Raw genomic sequence first — 21,211 nt, 5'->3', positions numbered from 1 at the left:
CGGTCGCTCGCTGCTTGAGCGAGTCTAAGGGCGCTACGCTCGGCTCGCGGAGCCTCGCTACTTGAGCGCATGACCGCGCGCTTCGGCGTCGGTTCAGGGCCCGCTCGTTTCGTCGTTCGCGACGAGGCGGGCGGGCCTTGGCGTTTGGCGCCGCTTCGGGCTAGGTGGACGCCGCTGTTCAGAGATCCGCAAGGCAAGAAGACCCCCATGCCCAGGAAGTTTCTCGTCGTCGTCGACGACAGCCCCGAGTTCGGCGCGGCCCTGGGCTACGCCGCGCGTCGAGCCAAGTCGACCGGCGGCCGCGTCGTCCTGCTGCGCGCCCTGCCCGGGGGCTCGGACGAGCACTGGTCCGGCGTCCGCGACGAAATCCGCCGACAGCAGCGCGAAGAGGCCGAGGCCCTTCTGACCCGCATCGGCGAGGAAGCCGCTGACAAGTCCGGCTCCGCGCCTATCTTCATCATCGAAGAAGGCGATCCCCAGGGCGCCATTCGCAAGACCGTCGGGGCCGACCCCGACATCAAGATCCTGGTCCTCGCGGCGGGCTCGGGCTCGCGCGGTCCGGGGCCTCTCGTCTCCGCCGTGTTGAAACAGGGCGGGGCCTTCACCGGCCGCAAGCTGCCCGTGACCATCGTCCCCGGCGAACTGACCGACGCCGACATCGAGGACCTGGCGTGATTATCAGGGCGCTATCGCTCGCCGCGCGGCGGCTCGCTGCTTGAGCGAGCTTAGGGTCGCTACCGCTCGGCTCGCGGAGCCTCGCTGCTAGAGCGACGATTGGCGCCTCACGCGGCGTCCGTAGGGTCTTGAAGATGTCGCGCAGGGAGCGCATCTCCCGGCCATGTTCATCCAGACCGAACCCACGCCCAACCCCAATGTCCTGAAATTCCTGCCGGGCCGCGACGTGGCGCCCGAGGGCGTTCTGGAATATCGCACCATCGACGAAGCGGCGGCCTCGCCGCTGGCTGAGGCTCTGTTCGAGCTGGAGGGCGTCGAAGGCGTCTTTTTCGGCGCCGACTATGTCTCGGTGACGCGCGCCGCCCAGGGGCTGGAGTGGAGCCAGATGAAGGCCCCCATTTTGGCGGTCATCATGGATCACTTCGTCTCGGGCGCGCCGTTGACGCGCGGCGTCGAGGCGGCGGCTGAAGACGTCGGCGAGGACAGCGAGATCGTCGCCGAGATCAAGGGTCTGCTGGACAGCCGCATCCGCCCCGCTGTGGCCCAGGACGGCGGCGACATCCTGTTCGATCACTTCGATCTGGAAACCGGCGTGCTGCGTTTACGCATGCGTGGCGCCTGCTCGGGTTGCCCCTCCTCCTCGGCCACCTTGAAGTCCGGCGTCGAGCAGATGATGCGCCACTACATCCCCGAAGTGACCAGCGTCGAGCAGGTGATTTAAGGGCGCTACCGCTGTGGGTGCGGTCGCTCTCATGTTTGGGCGCTACCGCTCGCCGCGCGGCGGCTCTCTGCTTGAGCGCGCGAAGCGCCAGGCCGCGTCGGGTCGGGAGATCCCGAAGGGTCGACGACCGCGGCCCACAAGAACGCTCGCGTCGGGTCGAAAAGGCGGAGCCTTTTGACCGCGGCCCCCAAAAATGATGTTTCACATGAAACACTATCGTCCGAACGGGCCGTGGGGCATGATCGCCGCATGGCCCGCTTCAATTCCAATGAGGACGTCGGCGCCGAGGGACGCGCCCTCGGCGAGGCCCTGTCCGCCCTGCGCCGCGAGCGCGGGTTGAGCCAGGCCGAGGCCGGTCAGAGGATCGGCATGACCAGCCAGGGCTGGGGCCTGTACGAGGCCGGCAAGCGCCCCGGTCTATTCCGCCCCGACGTGCAGCGGCGCCTGACGGGCGCTCTGGACGCCACGCCCGAGGATCTGGCGCTTCTGATCGGCGCCGCCCCTGCCCCTCAGCCTAAACCCAGTGTTGACGGCCTTCAGGCGCGCGGTCGCGCCTTTGAAGCCGCGCCGGTCTCCAAGCGGCGGCTGCAACTCTCCACCGACGACCTAGCCCCCTGGGCAGCAGCCGGGACGGTGCTCGAGTACGCACCAGGCCGCTGGCCGCGCCGGGATCAGGGCTGTGTCATCGAGATGGACGACGGCTCTCTGCGGGCGCGCCTCTACGTCCGGTCTGACGAGGCGGAACTGGTGGTGCGCGGCGCCGGCGCCCTGCTGACCATCGAGCGAATTCCGCGCGCCCAGGCCCGCGCCGTCTCGGCGGTCGTCGCGCGCCTGGATGAATGATGAAACGAAACAGTTGTGTTTCATTGGGCTTCATGAAACTCTGCGGTCGTCATCGTCAGGGAGACGCCGCCCATGAACCGCCGTACTCAGGATATCGACGCCGTCGTGGGCTTGCGGATGGCGGCGCGCCGTTCGGCACTGGGCCTGTCGCAGACTGCCCTGGCCGTGCAACTGGGCGTCAGCTTCCAGCAGATTCAAAAATACGAAAAGGGCGCCAACCGCGTCTCGGCCTCACGCCTGCATCAGGTCGCGACAGTCCTGGGCTGTTCGGTGGCTGACTTCTTTCCGCCGCGGACGGACGACGCCGATCCGATGGCGGGACTTCATGCCCTGACCGCGACAGCGGACGGACGCGCCCTGGCCGAGGCCTTTCCGCGCATCGCCGATCCGGCGGTGCGTCAGGCGGTGACACGTGTGGTCGCGGCGCTGGCGTCGGCCTGATCGCCCCGATAGGAAGGCCGCGATGAGAGTTCTGATCGTGGATACGGCGCTGGGCGCCTGTACGGCCGCCGTGGTCGAGGGCGGGCGTCTGCTGGGCCTGCGCACCGAACTGATGACCAAGGGCCATCAGGAGCGTCTGGCCGGCATGACTCGCGACGCTGTGGCTGACGCGGGCGGCGGCTTCGGCGCGCTTGACCGGATCGGCGTCACCGTGGGGCCGGGGTCCTTCACCGGCCTGCGCGTCGGTTTGGCCTTTGCGCAGGGTCTGGGCGCGGCCCTGGCTCGTCCGGTCGTCGGCGTCTCGACGCTGGACGCCCTGGCCGGCTCGGTCGAGGCCGGGGGTCTGGTCGCCGCCGTCATCGACGCCCGCCGGGGTCAGGTCTATGCGCGCCTGTTCCGCGACGGCATCGCCCTGGGCGCGGCCGAGGCCCTGCCGCTGGACGTCGCCGTTGAACGTATTCTCGAGGCGGGCGCCGCGCCGACCCTGGTCGGATCGGGCGCGGTGCTGTTGAGCGAGACCTTCCCTGATCGTCTCGGAAAGGCCGTCTCGGAGCCGCTGGCGGCGCCGACGTCTGAGGCCCTGGCCCGGCTGACCGCCGCCGCCGATCGGGCGAACGCCCCGCCCCGCCCTCTTTATCTGCGCGCGCCCGACGCCACCCCGCCCAGCCGGCTGCCGGGCCAGCCGCGCCCGCCCGCATCGTGACCGAGACCCTCGCCGCCCTCCACGCCGAGGCCTTCGAGACGCCGTGGGACGCCGCCTCGTTGGCGGCCCTGCTGGCCTCGCCGGGCGTCTTCGCGGTTGAGGAAGCGGACGGCTTCATCCTGATCCGGGTCGTGGCCGACGAGGCGGAAATCCTGACCTTGGCCGTGCGGCCCGCCGCCCGCCGCAACGGCCTGGGAGGGCGTCTGGTCGAGACCGCCGTGGTGCGCGCGGCGGCGCTGGGGGCCGAGCGGATGTTCCTGGAAGTGGCCGAGGACAATGTCGCCGCCCGCGCCCTCTACGCCCGCACGGGGTTCACCGAGGCGGGGCGTCGTCGCGGATATTATGCGCGTCCGGATGGAAGTCGCGAGGACGCCCTGGTGCTGGGGCTGAACTTTTCTCGACAGCTTCCATAAGGCGACGGCTCAGCCTATCCTCCGGCCCATGGAACGGATCGAGAAACTTTGCGCCGACCGCGGCATGCGTATGACCGAACAGCGGCGCGTGATCGCCCGCGTGCTGTCGCAGGCCGAGGATCACCCTGACGTCGAGGAGCTGTACCGCCGCGCCTCGGCCATCGATCCGCATATCTCGATCGCCACCGTCTATCGCACCGTGCGCCTGTTCGAAGAGGCGGGCGTAGTCGAGAAGCATGACTTCGGCGACGGTCGCAGCCGGTATGAAGAGGCGGGCGACGACCACCACGACCACCTGATCGACACCAAGACCGGTGAGGTCATCGAGTTCTTCGACGCCGAGATCGAGCGTTTGAAGACTGAGATCGCCAAGCGTCTGGGCTTCGAACTGGTCGGTCACAAGCTGGAGCTCTACGGCCACGCGATCGAGGGCGTCGAGCCGGGCGAACGCGAGGGTCTGATCTACAAGCGTCACGCCGCGCGCGTCGAACCCACGGACAGCTGAGCCTGCGTCTGATCGCCTTGCCGTCGTCGGTTTCGGCGATCATAAGCCGGGCATGACTGATACGCTCGAAAAGCTCGTGGAAACGGCGGATGGCGCGGCTGCTTCGGCGGCGCCCAAACGCCTGTTCATCAAGACCTACGGCTGTCAGATGAACGTCTATGACTCGGAGCGTATGGCCGACGTCCTGCGCCCCCTGGGTTATGCGACCACGGACGCGCCCGAAGGCGCCGACTTCGTCATCCTCAATACCTGCCACATCCGCGAACGGGCCGCCGAGAAGGTCTATTCCGAGCTGGGCAAGCTGAAGCAGATGCGCGAGCGCAAGGTTGCGCGCGGCGACGGCGGCATGACCATCGCCGTCGCCGGCTGCGTCGCCCAGGCCGAGGGCGAGGAGATCATGAAGCGCCAGCCGGCGGTCGATCTGGTGGTCGGACCCCAGGCCTACCACCAGCTGCCGGAACTGCTGACCCGCACGGCGCGGGCGCGCGGCGAGCGCATCGGCGCCGACTTCGCCCCGCATGAAAAGTTCGACGCCCTGCCTGCCGCGCGCGGCGGCGACGGCCCGACCGCCTTCCTGACGGTGCAGGAGGGCTGCGACAAGTTCTGCACCTTCTGCGTCGTGCCCTATACGCGCGGCGCCGAGTGGTCGCGCCCGGTGGCGGCGGTCCTGGCCGAGGCTCGCGCCCTGGCCGACCGAGGCGTGCGCGAGGTCACCCTGCTGGGCCAGAACGTCAACGCCTATGACGGCGAAGGACCGGACGGAAAGCCGTATACGCTGGCGCGTCTGGCCTACGCCCTGGCCGAGATCCCGGGTCTGGACCGCATCCGCTACACGACCAGTCACGCCAACGACATGTCGGATGACCTGATCGCCGCCCACGCCGATCTGGACGCCCTGATGCCCTATCTGCACCTGCCGGTTCAGGCCGGGTCTGACCGGGTACTGCGGCTGATGAACCGCAAGCACGGGCGTCAGAAATACATCGACCTGATCGCTCGCATCCGTGCGGCCCGGCCCGACATGGCCATCGCCGGCGACTTCATCGTCGGCTTCCCCGGGGAGACGGATCGCGACTTCGAGGACACCCTCGATCTGGTGCGACAGGTCACCTATGCGGGGGCCTTCAGCTTCGTCTATTCGCCGCGTCCCGGCACGCCCGCCGCGACCATGGCGGGCCAGGTCGAGGAGGCCGTGGCGCTGGAGCGGCTGCACCGGCTTCAGGCCCTGCTGTTCGAACAACAGACTGTGTTCAACGCCGCCCAGGCGGGCAAGACCCTGAAGGTCCTGTTCGAAAAGAAGGGCCGGTATGACGGTCAGGCCATCGGCCGCTCGCCCTATCTCCAGGCAGTCCACGTCGATAGCGCGGATCATCTTCTGGGCCAGATCGTTCCGGTCGAGATCGTCAGCGGCGCCCAGAACAGTTTGAACGGGCGCCTCGTCGATCAAGGCACTATCTAGCTCGACACGCCTCCGACGAGGCGGCTTATTATTCTGCGTCCCTCAAGCAGCCTCATCCCGCCGGACGAGGCGTTAGGGACCCCAAGAAACGGCCCCTCAAGCAGCCTCGCTCCGCGAGCGAGGCGTTAGGGGCCCAAAAAAGGAAACCTATGGCGCGAGAGTCCGAGTTCCTGTCCCTGAGCGATCAGGCCTTGCGGGCCGTGATCGGCCCCAACAGCCGCCACGTCGCCCTGATCGAAGACGCCTTCAAGGTGCTGGTCGAGGCGCCGGGCGGGGGCGTGTCGATCAACGGCTCGGCGCGGGACCGGGCCCAGGCCAAGCGCGTCGTCGTTGTCCTGGCGACGCGGGCGGATACGGGCGCCGAGATCACCGAGGCCGACGTGCGCATGGCCCTGGGGGCCGCCGTAGCGCAGCCGCGCGCTGATCAGGGCCGGGTCGTGCCGGACGCCATCGCCCTGCCGGTTGGCCGACGCGGCGCGATCGCGCCCAAGACGGCGGCCCAGGCCCGCTATCTGGACCTGCTCAGCCGCTGCGAACTGACCTTTGGCGTTGGACCGGCTGGCACGGGCAAGACCTTCCTGGCGGCGGCCTATGGCGCGAGCCTGCTGCGGCGCGGCCAGGTGGACCGGCTGGTCATCACCCGCCCGGCGGTCGAGGCGGGCGAGAAGCTGGGCTTCCTGCCGGGCGATCTGAACGAGAAGGTCGACCCCTATCTGGCCCCGATCTGGGAGGCGCTGAACGACATTCTCGGCGTCGAGGACGTGCGTCGTCGCCGCGAGAAGGGCGAGATCGAAGCCGCCCCCATCGCCTTCATGCGCGGCCGCACCCTCAGCCACGCCTTCATCATCGTCGACGAGGCGCAGAACACCTCGCGGCTGCAGATGAAGATGGTCCTGACCCGCCTGGGTGAAGGCGCCCGCATGGTCGTCACTGGCGACCCGTCGCAGATCGACCTGCTGAACCCGCGCGATTCCGGCCTGCGCCATGCCCTGCGCATCCTCGAGGACGTGAAGGGGGTAGGCGTTCAGGCCTTCAAGGCCGAGGATGTGGTGCGTCACGCCATGGTCGAGCGTATCGTGCGCGCCTATGACGCCGATGCGGCGCGGGGGCGGCCCGCCGCCGATCTTGAGGACGACGCAGACTGATGATCGAGATCGAGGTCGAGGACGCAGCCTGGACGGCTGCCCTGCCTGATGTGGACGCTGTGGTGCTGCGCGCGGCGACGGCGGCGCTGGGCGCGGTCGAGGGCGACGTGGTGCTGCTGCTGACCGACGACGCCGGGGTGCAGGATCTGAACGCGCGCTTCCGCGACAAGGATCGGCCGACCAATGTCCTGTCCTTCCCGGCGGCTGAGAGCGCCTTTCCGCATCTGGGCGACGTGGTGCTGGGCTATGCCTATTGCGCCGCCGAGGCCGAGACCCAGGGCAAGACCCTCTCCGATCATCTGAGTCATCTGGTCGTCCACGGGGTGCTGCACCTCTTGGGCCGCGACCATGAAGACGAGGCCGAGGCCGAGGAGATGGAGGCCGAGGAGCGCGAGATCCTGGCCGCGCTCGGCGTCGCCGATCCCTACGCCATCGAACACGAGGCTGATGCATGAACGACCGTTTGTCGGCCCTTTGGGGGGGCGTGCTGACGAACCGCTGGGGACGGATCGCCCTGGCCCTGCTGGCCGGCGCCGCCGCCGCCCTGGCGCATCCCCCGTTCGGCATCCTGCCGGGCCTGCTGGGCTATCCGCTGCTGATGCTGCTGGCCGAACGGTCGCGCACGGTGAAGGGCGGCTTCTGGGTCGGCTGGCTGGCCGGATTTTCTTACTTCTTCATCGGCTGCTGGTGGGTGGCCGAGGCCTTCCTGGTCAACAAGGATCAGGCCTGGATGGCGCCCTTCGCCGCCAGCCTTTTGCCCATGGGACTGGGGCTCTTCTTCGGCGCGGCCACGGCTCTCTATCGTCGCTTCGCCCCGCAAGGCGTGCGGCGGGTCCTGCTGTTTGCGGCCCTGTTCGCCATGCTGGAATGGTTGCGAGGCCATGTCCTGACCGGCTTTCCCTGGAACCCGACCGGGGCCAGCTGGCAGGCGGGTTCGGCCATGTCGCAGTTCGCCTCGGTGGCCGGCGTCTATGGCTTGGGGCTGGTTACGCTGGCGGCGGTTTCGGCCCTGGGTCTTCTGGCGAGCGGCGGCCCGCGTCGTCCGCGCCTGATCGCCGCCGGTCTGGGCGTCGCGGTTCTCGCGGGCCTGTTCGGCTTCGGCGCCCTGCGCTTGTCGTCGGCTGAGCGCGTGGACGGCCCGACCCTGGTGCGTCTGGTTCAGGCCGACATTCCGCAAGAATCCAAATGGTCGCCCGAGGCCTATCAGGCCATCGTCGATCGCTACGTCGCCCTGACGGCCCAGCCGGGGGCCGCCCTGCCCGACGTGGTTGTCTGGCCCGAGGGCGCCCTGCCCGCCACGGCCAACGACGTCTTCAACTCCCCGGACGCCCAGGCCATCGCCGGCGCCCTTCAGACGGGTCAAACCCTGCTGATGGGCATCAGCCGCGGTGAGGCGGACCCGACCGCCGAGGGCGGCGCCCGCTACTACAACAGCCTGTTCGCCCTGCATGACGAGGGCGCGGCGGGCCTGCGGATCGGGGCCATCTACGACAAGCACCGTCTGGTGCCCTTCGGCGAATACCTGCCCATGGGCCGTCTGATGAGCCAGATCGGCGTACGCAGCCTGGTCCACGTCCCGTCCGACTTCAGCGCCGGGCCCAAGCCAGCGCCGATCAGCCTAGTCAATGCGCCGAACGTCCAGCCGCTGATCTGCTATGAAAGCCTCTATCCGGGCTTCACCCCGGCCAGCGGCGCGACGCGCCCGGCCTGGATCGTCAATGTCTCCAACGACGCCTGGTTCGGCGCCACCTCGGGTCCGCGTCAGCACCTGAACCTGGCCAGCTATCGCGCCATCGAGACGGGTCTGCCCATCGCCCGCGCCACGCCCACCGGCGTCTCGGCCATGATCGACCCCTGGGGCCGCATCGTGGACGGCAAGCGGCTGGACCCGGGCCATGCCGGGGTCATCGACGTGCGCCTGCCCGAACCGGCGGCCCCGACCCTTTATGGCCGCTGGGGCGACGGCCTGTTCGGACTGCTGTTGGTGCTTATGTTGGGCGGCGGTTTATCCTGGCGACGGCGCAAGGCGCTTGCATGACCAAGATGGACGACGAGGAACGCGAAGACCTCAAGCGAACCCGTCACATCGACGAGCCCTTGGGCGCGCGCCTGCGCGCCCTGCGAGAGGATCGCGGTCTTACGCAGGCCCAGATGGGTCATGAGCTGGGGATTTCCGCCAATCAGTGGGGGCGGCACGAAAGCGGCAAGAACCGTGTCCCGGCGGCGCGGCTTTGGCAGTTCTGCAAAGTGATGAACGTCGATGTGGCCGCCATCTACGAAGGGCTGCCTTTCCAGATTCTGCGGGACGGCGAATACAGCGTCGCGGGAATGGGAGAAAGAGAATGGGCCCCGGGCCTGGCCGGGCATCCGGCGGAGGCGGCGCCCCAACCCCTGGTGCAACGGATCGGCGCCGTCGTGCGGCAGCTCCCCGAAGCGCGTCAGCGCACGGCGCTCGCGATTGTTCGAGCGCTGAAGGGCGAAGAAGAAGGGTGAGCGGACTGTAGGGGGGGCGCCTGCACCCCCATCACGCGAATTGTCGTGACACCGCTGGCTATCCGTCGCATTTCGGGACAATTGAGAAATTGAGTTCGGCGTAGTTTTTAGGCGAGAACGCACGATGGTCAGAGGCTCGGCAGAGGACGGTCCCCATCCGGTAGACCGTCACGTCGGTCGGCGGGTTTGCGACAAGCGCATCGCTCTCGGCTATAATCAAAGCGATCTGGGGCGGGCTCTGGGCCTGACCTTCCAGCAGATTCAGAAGTACGAGAAGGGCGCCAACCGCATCTCGGCCTCCAAGCTCTGGGACATCGCTCGCTTCTTCAAGGTCGATATCAGCTACTTTTTCGAGGGCCTGACGACACCGGCTCCGGGCATGGCCGAGGGCGAGGGCGAGGCCTTCGTGCATGACTTTCCGACCACGCGCCAGAGCATCGAGATCGGTCGTCTGGCGCCGCGTTTGTCGGTACGGCAGCAGAAGCTGATCCTGGACATGATGCGGGAAATGGCCGGCTCCGAGAGCGTCGCCGAAAAGGGCTAGGACGACCAGGCTCGGAATTGAAAAGGCGCGGATCGCTCCGCGCCTTTTTTGCTGTCTGCTGTCCTCTGGGATCAACCAGCCAGGGCGGCTTCCGAGGCCACGATGCGGCTGGCGGCGTGGACCACGGCGCCGATGCGCAGGGCGGCCTGGACCTGAAGGTTGGGCACGCCGTGCTTGCGCAGTTCGCCTTCGTGGGCGTCAAGGCAGGCGCCGCAGCCGTTGATGGCCGAGACGGCGGTGGACCACAGCTCGAAGTCCAGCTTCTCGACGCCCGGGTTGGCGATGACGTTCATGCGCAGCTTGGCCGGCAGGGTCGTGTACTCGTTGTTCTTCATCAGGTGCAGCGAGCGGTAGTAGATGTTGTTCATGCCCATGATGGCGGCGGCGGCCTTGGCCGCGGTCAGGGCCTCGGGCGACAGGACGGTCGCGGCCTGGGCCTCGATGGCCTTGACGACCGGGGCGACGCCGATGGCGTGGGCCGAGGCCAGGAAGCAGCCCCACTTCTGCTGGTCGTTCAGCACGGTCTCATTGGCCAGCGAGGACAGGTTCAGCGAGATGTCCTTGGCGTAGGCCGGGATCATTTCACGCAGGGCGTCGATGGACATGGAAACTTCCTTCAGATCAACGGCGCCGCTTGCGCCGGACACAATATGGGGAGGGCCGACGCCCCCGTCAGGGCTGGGCGTCGGGCATGAAAAAGGCGGCGACAGTCGCCCGCCGCCGCCTCTTCCAGAGGGGGCGGCCCGAACCCTACAAACGCGGTCCGGGCCGTACCTGGGCCAGTACTTAAGCGGCCAGGGTCTCGCCGCCGACCGGGCGGTTGCAGGCGCACAGTTCGTCGGTCTGCAGGGCGTCGACGACGCGCAGCGTGTCTTCCGGCGAACGGCCGACGTTCAGGTTGGTGACATAGACGTGCTGGACGACATTGTGCGGATCGACGACGAAGGTGGCGCGCAGGGCGACGCCGTTTTCTTCGTCCAGGATGCCCAGGTCGCGCGCGAGCTTGCCGCCGGTGTCAGCGAACTGCCAGATGGGCAGCTTGTTCAGGTCAGCGTGGTCGCGGCGCCAGGCCAGCTTGACGAACTCGTTGTCGGTCGAACCGCCGAGTACGACGGTGTCGCGGTCTTCGAAGTCCTTGCCCAGCTTGGCGAAGGCGGCGATTTCGGTCGGGCAGACGAAGGTGAAGTCCTTCGGGTAGAAGAAGATGACCTTCCACTTGCCGTCAAAGCTGTCCTGCGTCAGCGTTTCAAACGCGGAGACGCCGTTTTCTTCATGGTCGTTGAAGCCCGGCTTCACGCCAGTGATCTTGAATTCAGGCAGTTTTTGACCGACGCCCAGCATAGTGGAGCTCCATTCTGACAATATAAGACAGGCGGCGACGCAGGGAGGCGCATCGCCGTTGGGCTTCAGATGGGGGGTGGGGCCGCGGAAGTCAAATCGATGATTTCACAATCACGAATAGATTTTCATTATGGAAGGGCGGTGGACGCCAAGCATGTCTGTTCGGGATGGCTATAAATTTTCCTGCTGAATGACCCAAAGTTTATCGATTTTCCTTTGGCGTCGAAGCGGGCGTAGGCTCCTCGAAACAATCGGCCAACAGGAGGAAAACCATGGACGGACAAGCAGGCGGCCCCACCCCTCTTCACGATCCCAGCAAGGAGCCAGCCGCGCTGCGCTCGCTTCTGGGGCGCACCAACCGCGACTGGTGGCCCAACCAGATCGCGATGGACATCCTGCATCAGCAGGGCAAGTCGGGCGACCCGATGGGCGAAGGCTTCGACTACGCCGAGGCGTTCAAGTCCCTGGATCTGGCCGCAGTCAAGCGTGACCTGACCGCCCTGATGACCGACAGCCAGCCTTGGTGGCCGGCGGACTATGGTCACTACGGCCCCTTCTTCATCCGCATGGCCTGGCACTCGGCCGGCACCTATCGCACCGGGGACGGGCGCGGCGGCGCCGGCGCGGGCCAGCAGCGCTTCGCCCCGCTCAACTCCTGGCCGGACAACGGCAACCTGGACAAGGCGCGCCGCCTGCTGTGGCCGATCAAGCAGAAGTACGGCGCCAAGCTATCGTGGGCCGACCTGATGATCCTGGCCGGCAATGTCGCCATCGAAAGCATGGGCGGCCCGGTCTTCGGCTTTGGCGGCGGCCGCGCCGACGTCTGGGAGCCCGAGAAGGACGTCTATTGGGGCACGGAAGAGAACTGGGTCGGCGACGAAGCCAACCAGACCCGCATCCAGCCCGACAAGGGCATGGCCCTGGAAGACCCCCTGGCCGCCATCCAGATGGGCCTGATCTATGTGAACCCCGAAGGCCCCGGCGGCGTGCCCGAAGCCCTGGCCTCGGCCCGCGACATCCGCGAGACCTTCGCCCGCATGGGCATGAACGACGAGGAGACGGCCGCCCTGACCGCGGGCGGCCACACCTTCGGCAAGGCCCACGGCGCCGGCGACGCCTCCAAGGTCGGCGTCAGCCCAGAGGGGGCCGACATCGCTCAGCAGGGCCTGGGCTGGATCTCGGGCCACGAAAGCGGCATCGGCGACCACACCATCACCTCGGGCATCGAGGGCGCCTGGACCCCCACGCCGATCACCTGGGACATGACCTATTTCGACATGTTGCTGGACCACGACTACGAACTGGTCCGCAGCCCGGCGGGCGCCAAGCAGTGGCAGCCGGTGGGCAATCCGCCGGAGACCCTGGCCCCGGCGGCCCATACGCCGGGCAAGCGCGTGCCGACGATGATGACGACCGCCGACATGGCCTTCAAGATCGACCCGATCTATCGCCCGATCATGGAGCGGTTCCGCGCCGATCCGGCCTATTTCGGCGACGCTTTCGCCCGCGCCTGGTTCAAGCTGTGCCACCGCGACATGGGCCCCAAGGCCCGCTATCTCGGCCCGGACGTGCCGGCTGAGGACCTGATCTGGCAAGACCCGATCCCGCCCCACACCGGACCGGCCCTGTCGGATGCCGACGTCAAGGTCCTGAAAGACATCATCGCGGCGTCCGGCCTGTCGGTCGCCGATCTGGTCTCGACGGCCTGGGCGGCGGCCGTGACCTTCCGCGGCTCGGACCATCGCGGCGGCGCCAACGGCGGGCGTCTGCGCCTGGCCCCGCAAAAGGACTGGGACGTCAACGAACCGGCCCGGCTGGCGCGGGTGCTGAAGGTCTATGAGGAGATCAAGGGCGGCTTGAGCCTGAACGTCTCCATCGCCGACCTGATCGTCCTCGGCGGGGTCGTCGGCGTCGAACAGGCGATCAAGGCGGCCGGTCATGATGTGGCGGTGCCCTTCACGCCCGGCCGCACCGACGCCTCGCAGGAGCAGACCGACGTCGACGGTTTCAAGGTGCTGGAGCCTCGCGCCGACGGCTTCCGCAACTATCTGCAGGTCCGCTTCAACGTCCCGACCGAGGAGCTGCTGATCGACCGGGCGCAACTGCTGGGTCTGACGGCGCCGCAGATGGCGGTGTTGGTCGGCGGCTTGCGGGTTCTGGGCGCCAACCACGGCGGATCGAAACACGGCGTCTTCACCGACCGTCCGGGCCAACTGACCAACGACTTCTTCGTCAACCTGCTGGACATGAGGACCGGCTGGAAACAGGTCGACGGCGAGGGTGACGAGACCTTCGTCGGCACGGATCGTCTGACCGGCGAACAGCTGTGGACCGCCACCCGCACCGACCTGGTGTTCGGCTCCAACGCCCAGCTGCGCGCCCTGTCCGAGGTCTATGCCTCGGCTGACGCGGGCGAGAAGTTCGTGCGGGACTTCGTCGCCGCCTGGACCAAGGTGATGAACGCCGACCGCTTCGATCTGCACTAGGCGCAAAGGAGGCGCCGCAGCCCGGCGGGCTCGCGGCGCCTTTATTCATCAATGGTTTCGATTGTCTTTGAAAACACGATAGAGCGCGCCTATGTGGGGCGGATGCTTCCCACCCTGCGACAGCTCCACTATCTCAAGCTCCTGGCCGAACACGCCTCGTTCAGCCGCGCCGCCGAGGCGGCCCACGTCAGCCAGCCGGCCCTGTCGGCGGGGGTGCAGGAACTGGAGAAGATCCTGGGCGCCCCGGTGGTCGAGCGCACGCGCGGCGCGGTGCAACTGACCGCCGTCGGCGCCGAAGCGGTCAAGCGCGCCGAAGACGTCCTGGCCCGCACCGAGGACCTGGTCGAGGCGGCCAAGAACGCGGGCAAGCCCCTGTCGGGCCGCTTCCGTCTGGGGATCATCCCCACCGTCGCCCCCTTCCTCCTGCCCCGCGCCCTGCCCGGCCTGCGAGACCAGTATCCGGCCCTGCGCCTCTTCATCCGCGAGGACCTGACCCCGCGCCTGATCGCCGGGCTGAAGGCCGGGCAACTCGACGCCGCCGTCATCGCCCTGCCCTATGAGGCGCCGGGCATCGACCACGCCCGCATCGGCGACGACGAGATTCTGGCCGCCGCCCCGGTCGGCCACCCTCTGGCGGGCCTCGGTCCCATCCCCGAGGGGATGCTGAAGTCCGACGACCTGATCCTGCTGGAGGACGGCCACTGTCTGCGCGATCAGGCGCTGGCGGCGGTCAATATCGAGGCCCCGCGCGGCGAGGACGTCTTCGCCGCCACCTCCCTGCACACCCTGGTCCAGATGGTCTCCGCCGGCCTGGGCGTCAGCTTCCTGCCGCAGATGGCCGTGACCGCAGGGCTGGCCGACAACCCCGGCGTCGTCGTCCGCCCCATCTCCGCCGACGCCCCCCGCCGCGAGATCGTCGTCGCCTGGCGCGCCGGCTCCAGCCGCGCCGCCGAAGCCCGCCTGCTGGCCGAGGCCCTCAAACTCGACTAGGCGGCGAGGCGCCGCGGCCCCTTGGCCGCCATGCCGTCCTCTCGCCCCGCCCCACCCACCGCCGTCATCCTCGGGCTTGACCCGAGGATCCAGCGTGGCAGCGCGCTCGACCTTTCCGGCGTCTCGTAGGCGGATGACCCGATCCTCGGGTCAATCCTGAGGATGACGGCCAGCAGCTCAATGCGGATTTGCAGTCAGGTAGGCTGAGGGCCAATGTCCGAGGATGACACCTAAGACCAGCTACGACGCGCTTTTGGACGAAGTCTGCATAACGTGGGGCTTCTGCGGATGTGTGAAGAACGACAAGCCGCTCCATGTCGACGACTTCATCCCTCCCTCCGGGCCTGTAGCGGCGGATCAGTTCGTGGAGTGGGTGTTCCTAGCGGACAATATGAATCCGAACTCCGAACCAGAGAAGTGGCGGGGTCAAAAGGATGCGATTAGGGCTGCATTTGTTGAGCATATGGGCGGAGAGGTCGTTGACGCCGAACGCTTGTGCTGAGGGCTGAACGCCCTCGCCCCCAAACAAGAAGGCCGGCGGATCGCTCCGTCGGCCTTCTAATTTCAGACGACTGCCTGAGACCTATTCAGCCTCGCCGCGCGCCAGGTTGCGCAGGACGTAGGGCATGACGCCGCCGGCCTTGAAGTAGTCCAGCTCGGTCTGGTTATCGATGCGGCAGCGGACCGGGAAGCGGGCCATCTTGCCGTCCGACGGACGGAACATCTCGACCCACAGGTCCTGACGCGGCTTCAGCTTGCCGATGTTGGCGTCGGTCAGACCGCGGATGGTGACGATCTCTTCGCCGGTCAGGCCCAGCTTGGCCCAGCCGTCCTGCTTGAACTGCAGCGGAACCACGCCCATGCCGACCAGGTTCGAGCGGTGGATGCGCTCGTAGCTTTCGGCGATGACGGCGCGAACGCCCAGCAGGCGGGTGCCCTTGGCTGCCCAGTCGCGCGACGAGCCGGTGCCGTATTCCTTGCCGGCGAAGACGACCAGAGGACGGCCTTCCGACTGGTAACGCATGGCTGCGTCATAGATCGACATCGTGTCTTCCGAGGGGAAGTGCTTGGTGACGCCGCCCTCGATGTCGGGGGTGATCTTGTTGCGGATGCGGATGTTGGCGAAGGTGCCGCGCATCATGACTTCGTGGTTGCCGCGGCGGGCGCCGTAGCTGTTGAAGTCCAGGGCGTCGACGCCGTGGTTGGTCAGATAGACGCCGGCGGGCGAGGCCTTCTTGATCGAACCGGCCGGGCTGATGTGGTCGGTGGTGATCGAGTCGCCGAAGATGCCCAGGATGCGGGCCTCGACGATGTCGGTGACCGCCGAAGGCTCCATCGACAGACCCTCGAAATAGGGCGGGTTGGCGACGTAGGTCGACTTGTCGTCCCATTCATAGGTCTGACCGCCCGTGACCTTGATGGCCTGCCAGTGCTTGTCGCCCTTGAAGACGTCCTTGTAGCGCTTGGCGAACATGGCCGGGGTGACGGACTTCTTCTGGATGTCGGCGATCTCTTGCGAGGTCGGCCACACGTCCTTCAGGAAGACGTCATTGCCCTTCTTGTCCTGACCGATCGGGTCCTTGGTGATGTCGATGCGCATCGAACCGGCCAGAGCATAGGCCACGACCAGCGGCGGCGAGGCCAGGTAGTTGGCCTGGACGTCCGGGTTCACGCGGCCTTCGAAGTTGCGGTTGCCCGACAGGACCGAGGTCGCGACCAGGCCGTTGTCGTTGATCGCCTTCGAGATGGCCGGGTCCAGCGGGCCCGAGTTGCCGATGCAGGTGGTGCAGCCATAGCCGACCAGGTTGAAGCCCATGGCGTCCAGGTCTTTCTGGAGGCCGGCGTCGGTCAGATAGTCGGTGACGACCTGCGAGCCGGGGGCCAGCGAGGTCTTGACCCAGGGCTTGACCTTCATGCCCAGGGCATGGGCCTTGCGCGCCACCAGACCGGCGGCGATCAGGACGCTGGGGTTCGAGGTGTTGGTGCACGAGGTGATGGCGGCGATGACCACGTCGCCGTCGCCGACGGTGAACTTCTGGCCTTCGACGGCCACGCGGCCGGCGTCGTTCACGCGACCGAAGACGTCGGTCAGGGCGGTTTCGAAGGCCGGGGCGGCGGTGGTCAGCTCAACGCGGTCCTGCGGACGCTTGGGGCCGGCCAGCGACGGCACGACCGTCGAGATGTCCAGTTCCAGAACATCGGTGAAGACGGGGTCTTCCGAGGTTTCGTCGATCCACAGGCCCTGGGCCTTGGCATAGGCTTCGACCAGGGCGACGCGCGCCTTGTCGCGGCCCGTGGCCGTCAGATAGTCGATGGTGGCTTGGCTGACGGGGAAGAAGCCGCAGGTGGCGCCGTATTCCGGGGCCATGTTGGCGATGGTGGCCTGATCCTCGATGGTCATGCCGGCGATGGCGGGACCGAAGAATTCGACGAACTTGCCGACCACGCCCTTCTTGCGCAGCATCTGGGTGACGGTCAGGACCAGGTCGGTCGCGGTGGCGCCTTCCGGCATCTTGCCCGACAGCCTGAAGCCGATGACTTCCGGGATCAGCATGGGGATCGGCTGGCCCAGCATGGCGGCTTCGGCCTCGATGCCGCCGACGCCCCAGCCCAGAACGGCCAGGCCGTTGATCATGGTGGTGTGGCTGTCGGTGCCGACGACGGTGTCGGGATAGGCGACGGTCGTCTTGCCTTCGGTCAGGGTCCAGACGGTCTGGGCCAGGTTCTCCAGGTTCACCTGGTGGCAGATGCCGGTGCCGGGGGGCACGACGCGGAAGTTGTTGAAGGCCGACGACCCCCAGCGCAGGAAGTTGTAGCGCTCGATGTTGCGCTCATATTCGCGCTCGACGTTCTGGCCGAAGGCCTTGGCGTTGCCGAAGTGGTCGACCATGACCGAGTGGTCGATGACCAGGTCGACGGGGACCAGCGGATTGATCTTGGCGGCGTCGGCGCCCAGCTTGGCCATGGCGTCGCGCATGGCGGCCAGGTCGACGACGGCGGGCACGCCGGTGAAGTCCTGCATCAGCACGCGGGCCGGACGGAAGGCGATCTCGTGCTCGACGGCGCCCTTGTTCTCGATCCAGGCGGCGACGGCCTTCAGGTCGTCTTCGGTGACGGAGACGCCGTCTTCGTTGCGCAGCAGGTTCTCGAGCAGCACCTTCATCGAGCGCGGCAGACGGGAAATCCCGGCCAGACCGGCTTCCTCGGCGGCGGGAAGGCTGTAATAGGCGTACTTCTTGCGCCCGACCGAAAGGTCCTGACGGGTCTTGAGGCTGTCAATCGACGGCATGGAGAGGGTCCTCTGACAAACGCCGCCCGACAATTCGGTTGCGCCTTCGCGCGCTGGACGCCGGGGCACACAGGTCCCAGGCGCGCGCGGCGAAAGCCTGCTGCGGCGCTTGCGCGTATAGTCCTGTGCGCGGGAGCCGTCCATGTATCCACAACGTCCTCGTGGACATTGAGAGAGGTTCGCAAATCGGCGGGGCCATGCTGAAGACGGTCGACATCCAGTCCCTGAGCCTGTCGCGCGGCGAGCGTGTCCTGTTCCACGGCCTGTCGGTGCGGCTTCCGGCGGGCGAGGCCGTGGCCCTTACGGGGGCCAACGGGGCGGGCAAGACCAGTCTGCTGCGGGCTGTGGCGGGCTTTATCCGGCCCGATGCGGGCACGATCACATTTTCCGGCGGGCCGAATGCCGGACCCGGCTTGGACGGCGAGACGCTGGAGCCGGAGACCGCGCGACGCGACGGCGTCCATCTGCTGGGCCACCTCGAAGGCCTGAAGCCGACGCGGACGGCGCGTCAGGAGTTCGACTTTCAGACCGCTTGGCTGGGCGGGACCGGCGCGGCGCGCGAGGCGGCGGTCGCCCGGCTGTCGCTGAAGCCTCTGCTGGATCTGGAGACGAGGAAGCTGTCTGCGGGGCAGAAGCGGCGTCTGTCGCTGGCGCGGCTGATCGCGGCCCCCCGCGCTCTGTGGCTGCTGGACGAGCCCCTGGCCCCGCTGGACGAGCGCTGGCGCACGGTGGCCGCCGAGCTGATGACGGCCCATCTGGCGTCCGGCGGTATGATCCTGGCGGCGGTGCACGACCCCCTGCCTGTCCCGGCGCGCAATCTCGACCTCGGAGGCCTGGCATGAGGGCCGTCCGGGTCCTGTTCGGCCGCGAGCTGTCGCTGGCCTGGGGCGGAGGCGGCGGGCCTCTGCTGGCTTGCGGCTTCATGCTGTGCCTGACCGCCATCCTGCCGCTGGCGGCAGGTGGCGATCCGCGCGTCCTGGCCCCGGCGGCCTCGGGCGCCAGCTGGATGGCCCTGGCCCTGGCCTCGCTGCTGTCGCTGGAGCGGCTGTTCGAGCGCGATCTGGAAGACGGGGCGCTGGACCTCCTGGCGCTCGGCCCCCTGCCGCTGGAGGCGACGGTGGCGATCAAGGCTGTGGCGCAATGGCTGGCCACGGGCCTGCCGCTGGCGCTCGCGGCGCCCGTTGCGGCCCTGGCCCTGGGCCAGCCGGCGCACCTGATCGGCCTGACGGCGCTGGCGGCGGCCATCGGCGGTCTGGGCTTCGCCTTCACCGGGGCTCTCGGCGCGGCGCTGGCGCTCGGGGCCAGGCGCGGGGGGCTGCTGATCGCCGTGGTGGTCTTGCCGCTGTTCATTCCGCCGGTGGTGTTCGGCGCGGGCGCCCTGACGCGGGCGGCCAATGGTCAGGACCCGGCGTCGGCGTTGGCTCTGCTGGCCGCCTATGTCCTGTTCGCCATGGTCATCGCGCCGGTCGCCGGCGCGGCGGCGATCCGCAACGCTCAAGGTTAGCCTTCCTTTGCCGTCATCCCGGACAAGGCTCGCTGGCGAGCCGAAGATCCGGGACCCAGGCGGGGATGTTCTCGCGGGTGTCGATGACGTCCAGAGCCGACGCCTGGGTCCCAGATCGGCCTGGCGGCCGTCCGGGGATGACGGAGAGTTTTAACCGCGCGGCTTCAGCGTGACGTAGAGGGCGCCGTCGCCGCCGTGGCGACGGTGGGCTGAGGCGAAGCCGGACACTACGCCGCGCAGATGCGGCCCGGTCAGCCAATCGTGCACCGAGCTGCGGATCACCCCGCCGCCGCGCCGTCCCTGCCCGGTGATGACCAGAACCGAGCGCAGCCCCCGCGCCTGACAGCCCATCAAGAAACCGCGCAGCTGATCTTCGGCCTCGAACCGGCCGAAGCCGTGCAGGTCGATGCGGGCCTCGATGGGATCGCGTTCACGCGACAGGCGGCGCTGGCGGCGCGGTTCCAGTTCCTCGGGTGTCGGACGGGCGCGGGCCGGCGACGGCGTGGCCGGGGCCGTGAACCCGAGCGCCTCGAAGGTCGGCGTCTGATCGGGTGCATTGCGTTTCTTGCCCGCGACGCCGCGCGCGGGCTTGGCCGCCGCCGAGGCTGGCAGGGGCGCGGCCTCGGGATCAGGCATGACCGCGCCGGGTGTGACGCGCGCGGCCTTGCGGCGTGTGGGCGGGGTCACCGTCCCGGTCACGCGGGCCCAGATACGTTTGTCGTCGTCGGAAGAAGCGGGCGGGCCTTTCTTGGCCACCTCAGTCCTCGTTGTCGTCGAAGACGTCGCCCATGTCGGATCCTGGCCCGGGCTCATGGGCCAGCAGATCACCCGGTTGGCAGTCCAGTTCGCGGCATAGGGCGTCCAGTGTCGAAAAGCGCACGGCGCGCGCCTTGCCGGTCTTGAGGATCGACAGGTTGGCCACGGTCACGCCGACGCGGTCGGCTAGCTCCGTCAACGACATGCGCCGTTCGGCAAGGATTCGGTCGAGTTGGACGCGGATGGCCATGGGGTCAGCTTAACGTTTCCAGATCAGATCGTCAGTTCGGATTCGCGGCGTAGGCGCGCGCCTTCACGGAACACCTCCGCCAGAACAAAAACGACGAGGATGGAGAAGACGGGGGTGAGCAGGTCGCTGATCCCTTGCGGCTCCATGACGCCGGGCGCCAGGCGGGCGGCGACCAGGCCTTGCGCCATCCAGACGCCGCCGGTGACGATGGCCAGGATCAGGCCGATCTGGCGCAGGCGGCGCACATTATCGGGCTGGAAGGGGTCGCCGAGGGTCAGGGTGCGGAAAATCTTGCGCAGGCCGCGCAGGATCATCAGGAAGCCGCCGAAATAGGCGGTCATGGCCCCGACGCCGAACAGCAGCAGCGGGCGGGTCAACGGCATCTGACGACCATCGGCGCCGTCGCTGACGGTCACGTTCAGGTTGTCGATGGGAATGAAGATGGAGGCGATCCAGAGCAGCAGCAGCACGCCGGTGATCAGGGCCAGCAGGACATAGGCCACATCCAGCGCGATCTTCAGCAGGCTGGAGACGGAGCCGGGACCCAATGTTTTGAGCGGGGGGCGCAGCTTGCCGCCGGTCAGGCGCGACGCACTTTTCCCGATGGACGCCAGTTTCGGGAGGTGCATGAAGTCAGGTCTCAGGCCGGGGGG

At 67.9% G+C, this 21,211-nt stretch carries 23 protein-coding genes; 17 read left to right on the top strand and 6 right to left on the bottom strand.

The window, feature by feature from the left end; genetic code table 11:
- Positions 1-207 precede the first annotated feature (207 nt).
- From HNP51_RS03465 to HNP51_RS03405, 13 genes are all read left to right on the top strand, one after another.
- Positions 208-675, top strand: coding sequence for a universal stress protein (locus tag HNP51_RS03465; RefSeq protein ID WP_184267081.1), 468 nt, complete (start codon positions 208-210; stop codon positions 673-675).
- 163 nt (positions 676-838) lie between these two features.
- Positions 839-1,396 (top strand): NifU family protein, encoded by a 558-nt coding sequence (locus HNP51_RS03460; protein WP_184267079.1) that lies wholly within the window; start codon positions 839-841, stop codon positions 1,394-1,396.
- 249 nt (positions 1,397-1,645) lie between these two features.
- A complete protein-coding gene (locus tag HNP51_RS03455) occupies positions 1,646-2,239 on the top strand; it encodes a helix-turn-helix transcriptional regulator (RefSeq protein WP_184267077.1) in 594 nt (197 codons plus the stop codon).
- A gap of 72 nt (positions 2,240-2,311) precedes the next feature.
- Complete coding sequence (locus HNP51_RS03450; protein ID WP_184267075.1) at positions 2,312-2,680, top strand: helix-turn-helix domain-containing protein; 369 nt, start codon at positions 2,312-2,314, stop codon at positions 2,678-2,680.
- Positions 2,681-2,702: 22 nt separating this feature from the next.
- Positions 2,703-3,383 carry a tRNA (adenosine(37)-N6)-threonylcarbamoyltransferase complex dimerization subunit type 1 TsaB gene (gene tsaB / locus HNP51_RS03445; protein ID WP_184267073.1) on the top strand — a complete coding sequence of 227 codons (681 nt, stop codon included), beginning with the start codon at positions 2,703-2,705 and terminating at the stop codon, positions 3,381-3,383.
- Positions 3,380-3,796, top strand: a complete 417-nt coding sequence (gene rimI, locus HNP51_RS03440) for a ribosomal protein S18-alanine N-acetyltransferase (RefSeq protein ID WP_311769896.1) — start codon at positions 3,380-3,382, stop codon at positions 3,794-3,796. Before tsaB ends, rimI begins: the two co-directional genes overlap by 4 nt.
- Positions 3,797-3,824: 28 nt before the next feature.
- Complete coding sequence (locus HNP51_RS03435) at positions 3,825-4,301, top strand: Fur family transcriptional regulator (RefSeq protein ID WP_184267071.1); 477 nt, start codon at positions 3,825-3,827, stop codon at positions 4,299-4,301.
- Between the two features lie 52 nt (positions 4,302-4,353).
- A complete protein-coding gene (gene miaB / locus HNP51_RS03430) occupies positions 4,354-5,760 on the top strand; it encodes a tRNA (N6-isopentenyl adenosine(37)-C2)-methylthiotransferase MiaB (RefSeq protein ID WP_184267069.1) in 1,407 nt (468 codons plus the stop codon).
- A gap of 149 nt (positions 5,761-5,909) precedes the next feature.
- Positions 5,910-6,905, top strand: a complete 996-nt coding sequence (locus tag HNP51_RS03425) for a PhoH family protein (RefSeq protein ID WP_184267067.1) — start codon at positions 5,910-5,912, stop codon at positions 6,903-6,905.
- Entirely contained in the window at positions 6,905-7,360 is a 456-nt protein-coding gene (gene ybeY / locus HNP51_RS03420; protein ID WP_184267065.1) for an rRNA maturation RNase YbeY, read from the top strand. Before HNP51_RS03425 ends, ybeY begins: the two co-directional genes overlap by 1 nt.
- Entirely contained in the window at positions 7,357-8,943 is a 1,587-nt protein-coding gene (gene lnt, locus HNP51_RS03415) for an apolipoprotein N-acyltransferase (protein ID WP_184267063.1), read from the top strand. The genes ybeY and lnt overlap by 4 nt, the downstream gene beginning before the upstream one ends.
- On the top strand, positions 8,940-9,398 hold the full coding sequence (locus HNP51_RS03410) for a helix-turn-helix domain-containing protein (RefSeq protein ID WP_184267061.1): 459 nt from the start codon (positions 8,940-8,942) through the stop codon (positions 9,396-9,398). The genes lnt and HNP51_RS03410 overlap by 4 nt, the downstream gene beginning before the upstream one ends.
- Positions 9,399-9,522: 124 nt before the next feature.
- The gene (locus tag HNP51_RS03405) at positions 9,523-9,942 is read left to right on the top strand and encodes a helix-turn-helix domain-containing protein (RefSeq protein WP_184267059.1); all 420 of its coding nucleotides are present in this window, start codon (positions 9,523-9,525) and stop codon (positions 9,940-9,942) included.
- Positions 9,943-10,013: 71 nt separating this feature from the next.
- Here HNP51_RS03405 and HNP51_RS03400 read toward each other — a convergent pair whose 3' ends face one another.
- Complete coding sequence (locus tag HNP51_RS03400) at positions 10,014-10,547, bottom strand: carboxymuconolactone decarboxylase family protein (protein ID WP_184267057.1); 534 nt, start codon at positions 10,545-10,547, stop codon at positions 10,014-10,016.
- A gap of 181 nt (positions 10,548-10,728) precedes the next feature.
- Complete coding sequence (locus HNP51_RS03395; RefSeq protein ID WP_114817069.1) at positions 10,729-11,283, bottom strand: peroxiredoxin; 555 nt, start codon at positions 11,281-11,283, stop codon at positions 10,729-10,731.
- A 272-nt stretch (positions 11,284-11,555) separates the two neighbouring features.
- Here HNP51_RS03395 and katG point away from each other — a divergent pair, with 272 nt between their 5' ends.
- Positions 11,556-13,769, top strand: coding sequence for a catalase/peroxidase HPI (gene katG / locus HNP51_RS03390; RefSeq protein WP_184267054.1), 2,214 nt, complete (start codon positions 11,556-11,558; stop codon positions 13,767-13,769).
- A 102-nt stretch (positions 13,770-13,871) separates the two neighbouring features.
- On the top strand, positions 13,872-14,759 hold the full coding sequence (locus HNP51_RS03385; RefSeq protein ID WP_184267052.1) for a hydrogen peroxide-inducible genes activator: 888 nt from the start codon (positions 13,872-13,874) through the stop codon (positions 14,757-14,759).
- Positions 14,760-15,342: 583 nt separating this feature from the next.
- Here HNP51_RS03385 and acnA read toward each other — a convergent pair.
- Positions 15,343-18,048 (bottom strand): aconitate hydratase AcnA, encoded by a 2,706-nt coding sequence (gene acnA / locus HNP51_RS03380; RefSeq protein WP_184267050.1) that lies wholly within the window; start codon positions 18,046-18,048, stop codon positions 15,343-15,345.
- A 197-nt stretch (positions 18,049-18,245) separates the two neighbouring features.
- Here acnA and ccmA point away from each other — a divergent pair, with 197 nt between their 5' ends.
- On the top strand, positions 18,246-18,890 hold the full coding sequence (ccmA, locus tag HNP51_RS03375) for a heme ABC exporter ATP-binding protein CcmA (protein WP_184267048.1): 645 nt from the start codon (positions 18,246-18,248) through the stop codon (positions 18,888-18,890).
- Complete coding sequence (ccmB, locus tag HNP51_RS03370; RefSeq protein ID WP_184267046.1) at positions 18,887-19,552, top strand: heme exporter protein CcmB; 666 nt, start codon at positions 18,887-18,889, stop codon at positions 19,550-19,552. Before ccmA ends, ccmB begins: the two co-directional genes overlap by 4 nt.
- A gap of 150 nt (positions 19,553-19,702) precedes the next feature.
- Here ccmB and HNP51_RS03365 read toward each other — a convergent pair whose 3' ends face one another.
- The 3 genes from HNP51_RS03365 to HNP51_RS03355 are packed head-to-tail and all read right to left on the bottom strand — an operon-like array spanning position 19,703 to position 21,187.
- Positions 19,703-20,308, bottom strand: a complete 606-nt coding sequence (locus tag HNP51_RS03365) for a Smr/MutS family protein (RefSeq protein ID WP_311769895.1) — start codon at positions 20,306-20,308, stop codon at positions 19,703-19,705.
- Position 20,309: 1 nt separating this feature from the next.
- The gene (locus HNP51_RS03360) at positions 20,310-20,558 is read right to left on the bottom strand and encodes a helix-turn-helix transcriptional regulator (protein ID WP_184267042.1); all 249 of its coding nucleotides are present in this window, start codon (positions 20,556-20,558) and stop codon (positions 20,310-20,312) included.
- A 23-nt stretch (positions 20,559-20,581) separates the two neighbouring features.
- Positions 20,582-21,187, bottom strand: coding sequence for a DUF2975 domain-containing protein (locus HNP51_RS03355; protein ID WP_184267040.1), 606 nt, complete (start codon positions 21,185-21,187; stop codon positions 20,582-20,584).
- Positions 21,188-21,211 lie beyond the last annotated feature (24 nt).

It is taken from the genome of Brevundimonas bullata (assembly GCF_014207965.1).
Classification (GTDB): Bacteria; Pseudomonadota; Alphaproteobacteria; order Caulobacterales; family Caulobacteraceae; genus Brevundimonas; species Brevundimonas bullata_A.
This window is presented reverse-complemented; position numbering and strand designations above follow the sequence as displayed.

Excerpts from the sequence above, each read along its gene's own strand:
- HNP51_RS03465 (WP_184267081.1), top strand. The coding sequence starts at position 208 with ATGCCCAGGAAGTTTCTCGTCGTCGTCGACGACAGCCCCGAGTTCGGC.
- HNP51_RS03460 (WP_184267079.1), top strand. The coding sequence starts at position 839 with ATGTTCATCCAGACCGAACCCACGCCCAACCCCAATGTCCTGAAATTC.
- HNP51_RS03455 (WP_184267077.1), top strand. The coding sequence starts at position 1,646 with ATGGCCCGCTTCAATTCCAATGAGGACGTCGGCGCCGAGGGACGCGCC.
- HNP51_RS03450 (WP_184267075.1), top strand. The coding sequence starts at position 2,312 with ATGAACCGCCGTACTCAGGATATCGACGCCGTCGTGGGCTTGCGGATG.
- tsaB (WP_184267073.1), top strand. The coding sequence starts at position 2,703 with ATGAGAGTTCTGATCGTGGATACGGCGCTGGGCGCCTGTACGGCCGCC.
- HNP51_RS03435 (WP_184267071.1), top strand. The coding sequence starts at position 3,825 with ATGGAACGGATCGAGAAACTTTGCGCCGACCGCGGCATGCGTATGACC.
- miaB (WP_184267069.1), top strand. The coding sequence starts at position 4,354 with ATGACTGATACGCTCGAAAAGCTCGTGGAAACGGCGGATGGCGCGGCT.
- HNP51_RS03425 (WP_184267067.1), top strand. The coding sequence starts at position 5,910 with ATGGCGCGAGAGTCCGAGTTCCTGTCCCTGAGCGATCAGGCCTTGCGG.
- ybeY (WP_184267065.1), top strand. The coding sequence starts at position 6,905 with ATGATCGAGATCGAGGTCGAGGACGCAGCCTGGACGGCTGCCCTGCCT.
- lnt (WP_184267063.1), top strand. The coding sequence starts at position 7,357 with ATGAACGACCGTTTGTCGGCCCTTTGGGGGGGCGTGCTGACGAACCGC.
- HNP51_RS03410 (WP_184267061.1), top strand. The coding sequence starts at position 8,940 with ATGACCAAGATGGACGACGAGGAACGCGAAGACCTCAAGCGAACCCGT.
- HNP51_RS03405 (WP_184267059.1), top strand. The coding sequence starts at position 9,523 with ATGGTCAGAGGCTCGGCAGAGGACGGTCCCCATCCGGTAGACCGTCAC.
- HNP51_RS03400 (WP_184267057.1), bottom strand. The coding sequence starts at position 10,547 with ATGTCCATCGACGCCCTGCGTGAAATGATCCCGGCCTACGCCAAGGAC.
- HNP51_RS03395 (WP_114817069.1), bottom strand. The coding sequence starts at position 11,283 with ATGCTGGGCGTCGGTCAAAAACTGCCTGAATTCAAGATCACTGGCGTG.
- katG (WP_184267054.1), top strand. The coding sequence starts at position 11,556 with ATGGACGGACAAGCAGGCGGCCCCACCCCTCTTCACGATCCCAGCAAG.
- HNP51_RS03385 (WP_184267052.1), top strand. The coding sequence starts at position 13,872 with ATGCTTCCCACCCTGCGACAGCTCCACTATCTCAAGCTCCTGGCCGAA.
- acnA (WP_184267050.1), bottom strand. The coding sequence starts at position 18,048 with ATGCCGTCGATTGACAGCCTCAAGACCCGTCAGGACCTTTCGGTCGGG.
- ccmA (WP_184267048.1), top strand. The coding sequence starts at position 18,246 with ATGCTGAAGACGGTCGACATCCAGTCCCTGAGCCTGTCGCGCGGCGAG.
- ccmB (WP_184267046.1), top strand. The coding sequence starts at position 18,887 with ATGAGGGCCGTCCGGGTCCTGTTCGGCCGCGAGCTGTCGCTGGCCTGG.
- HNP51_RS03360 (WP_184267042.1), bottom strand. The coding sequence starts at position 20,558 with ATGGCCATCCGCGTCCAACTCGACCGAATCCTTGCCGAACGGCGCATG.
- HNP51_RS03355 (WP_184267040.1), bottom strand. The coding sequence starts at position 21,187 with ATGCACCTCCCGAAACTGGCGTCCATCGGGAAAAGTGCGTCGCGCCTG.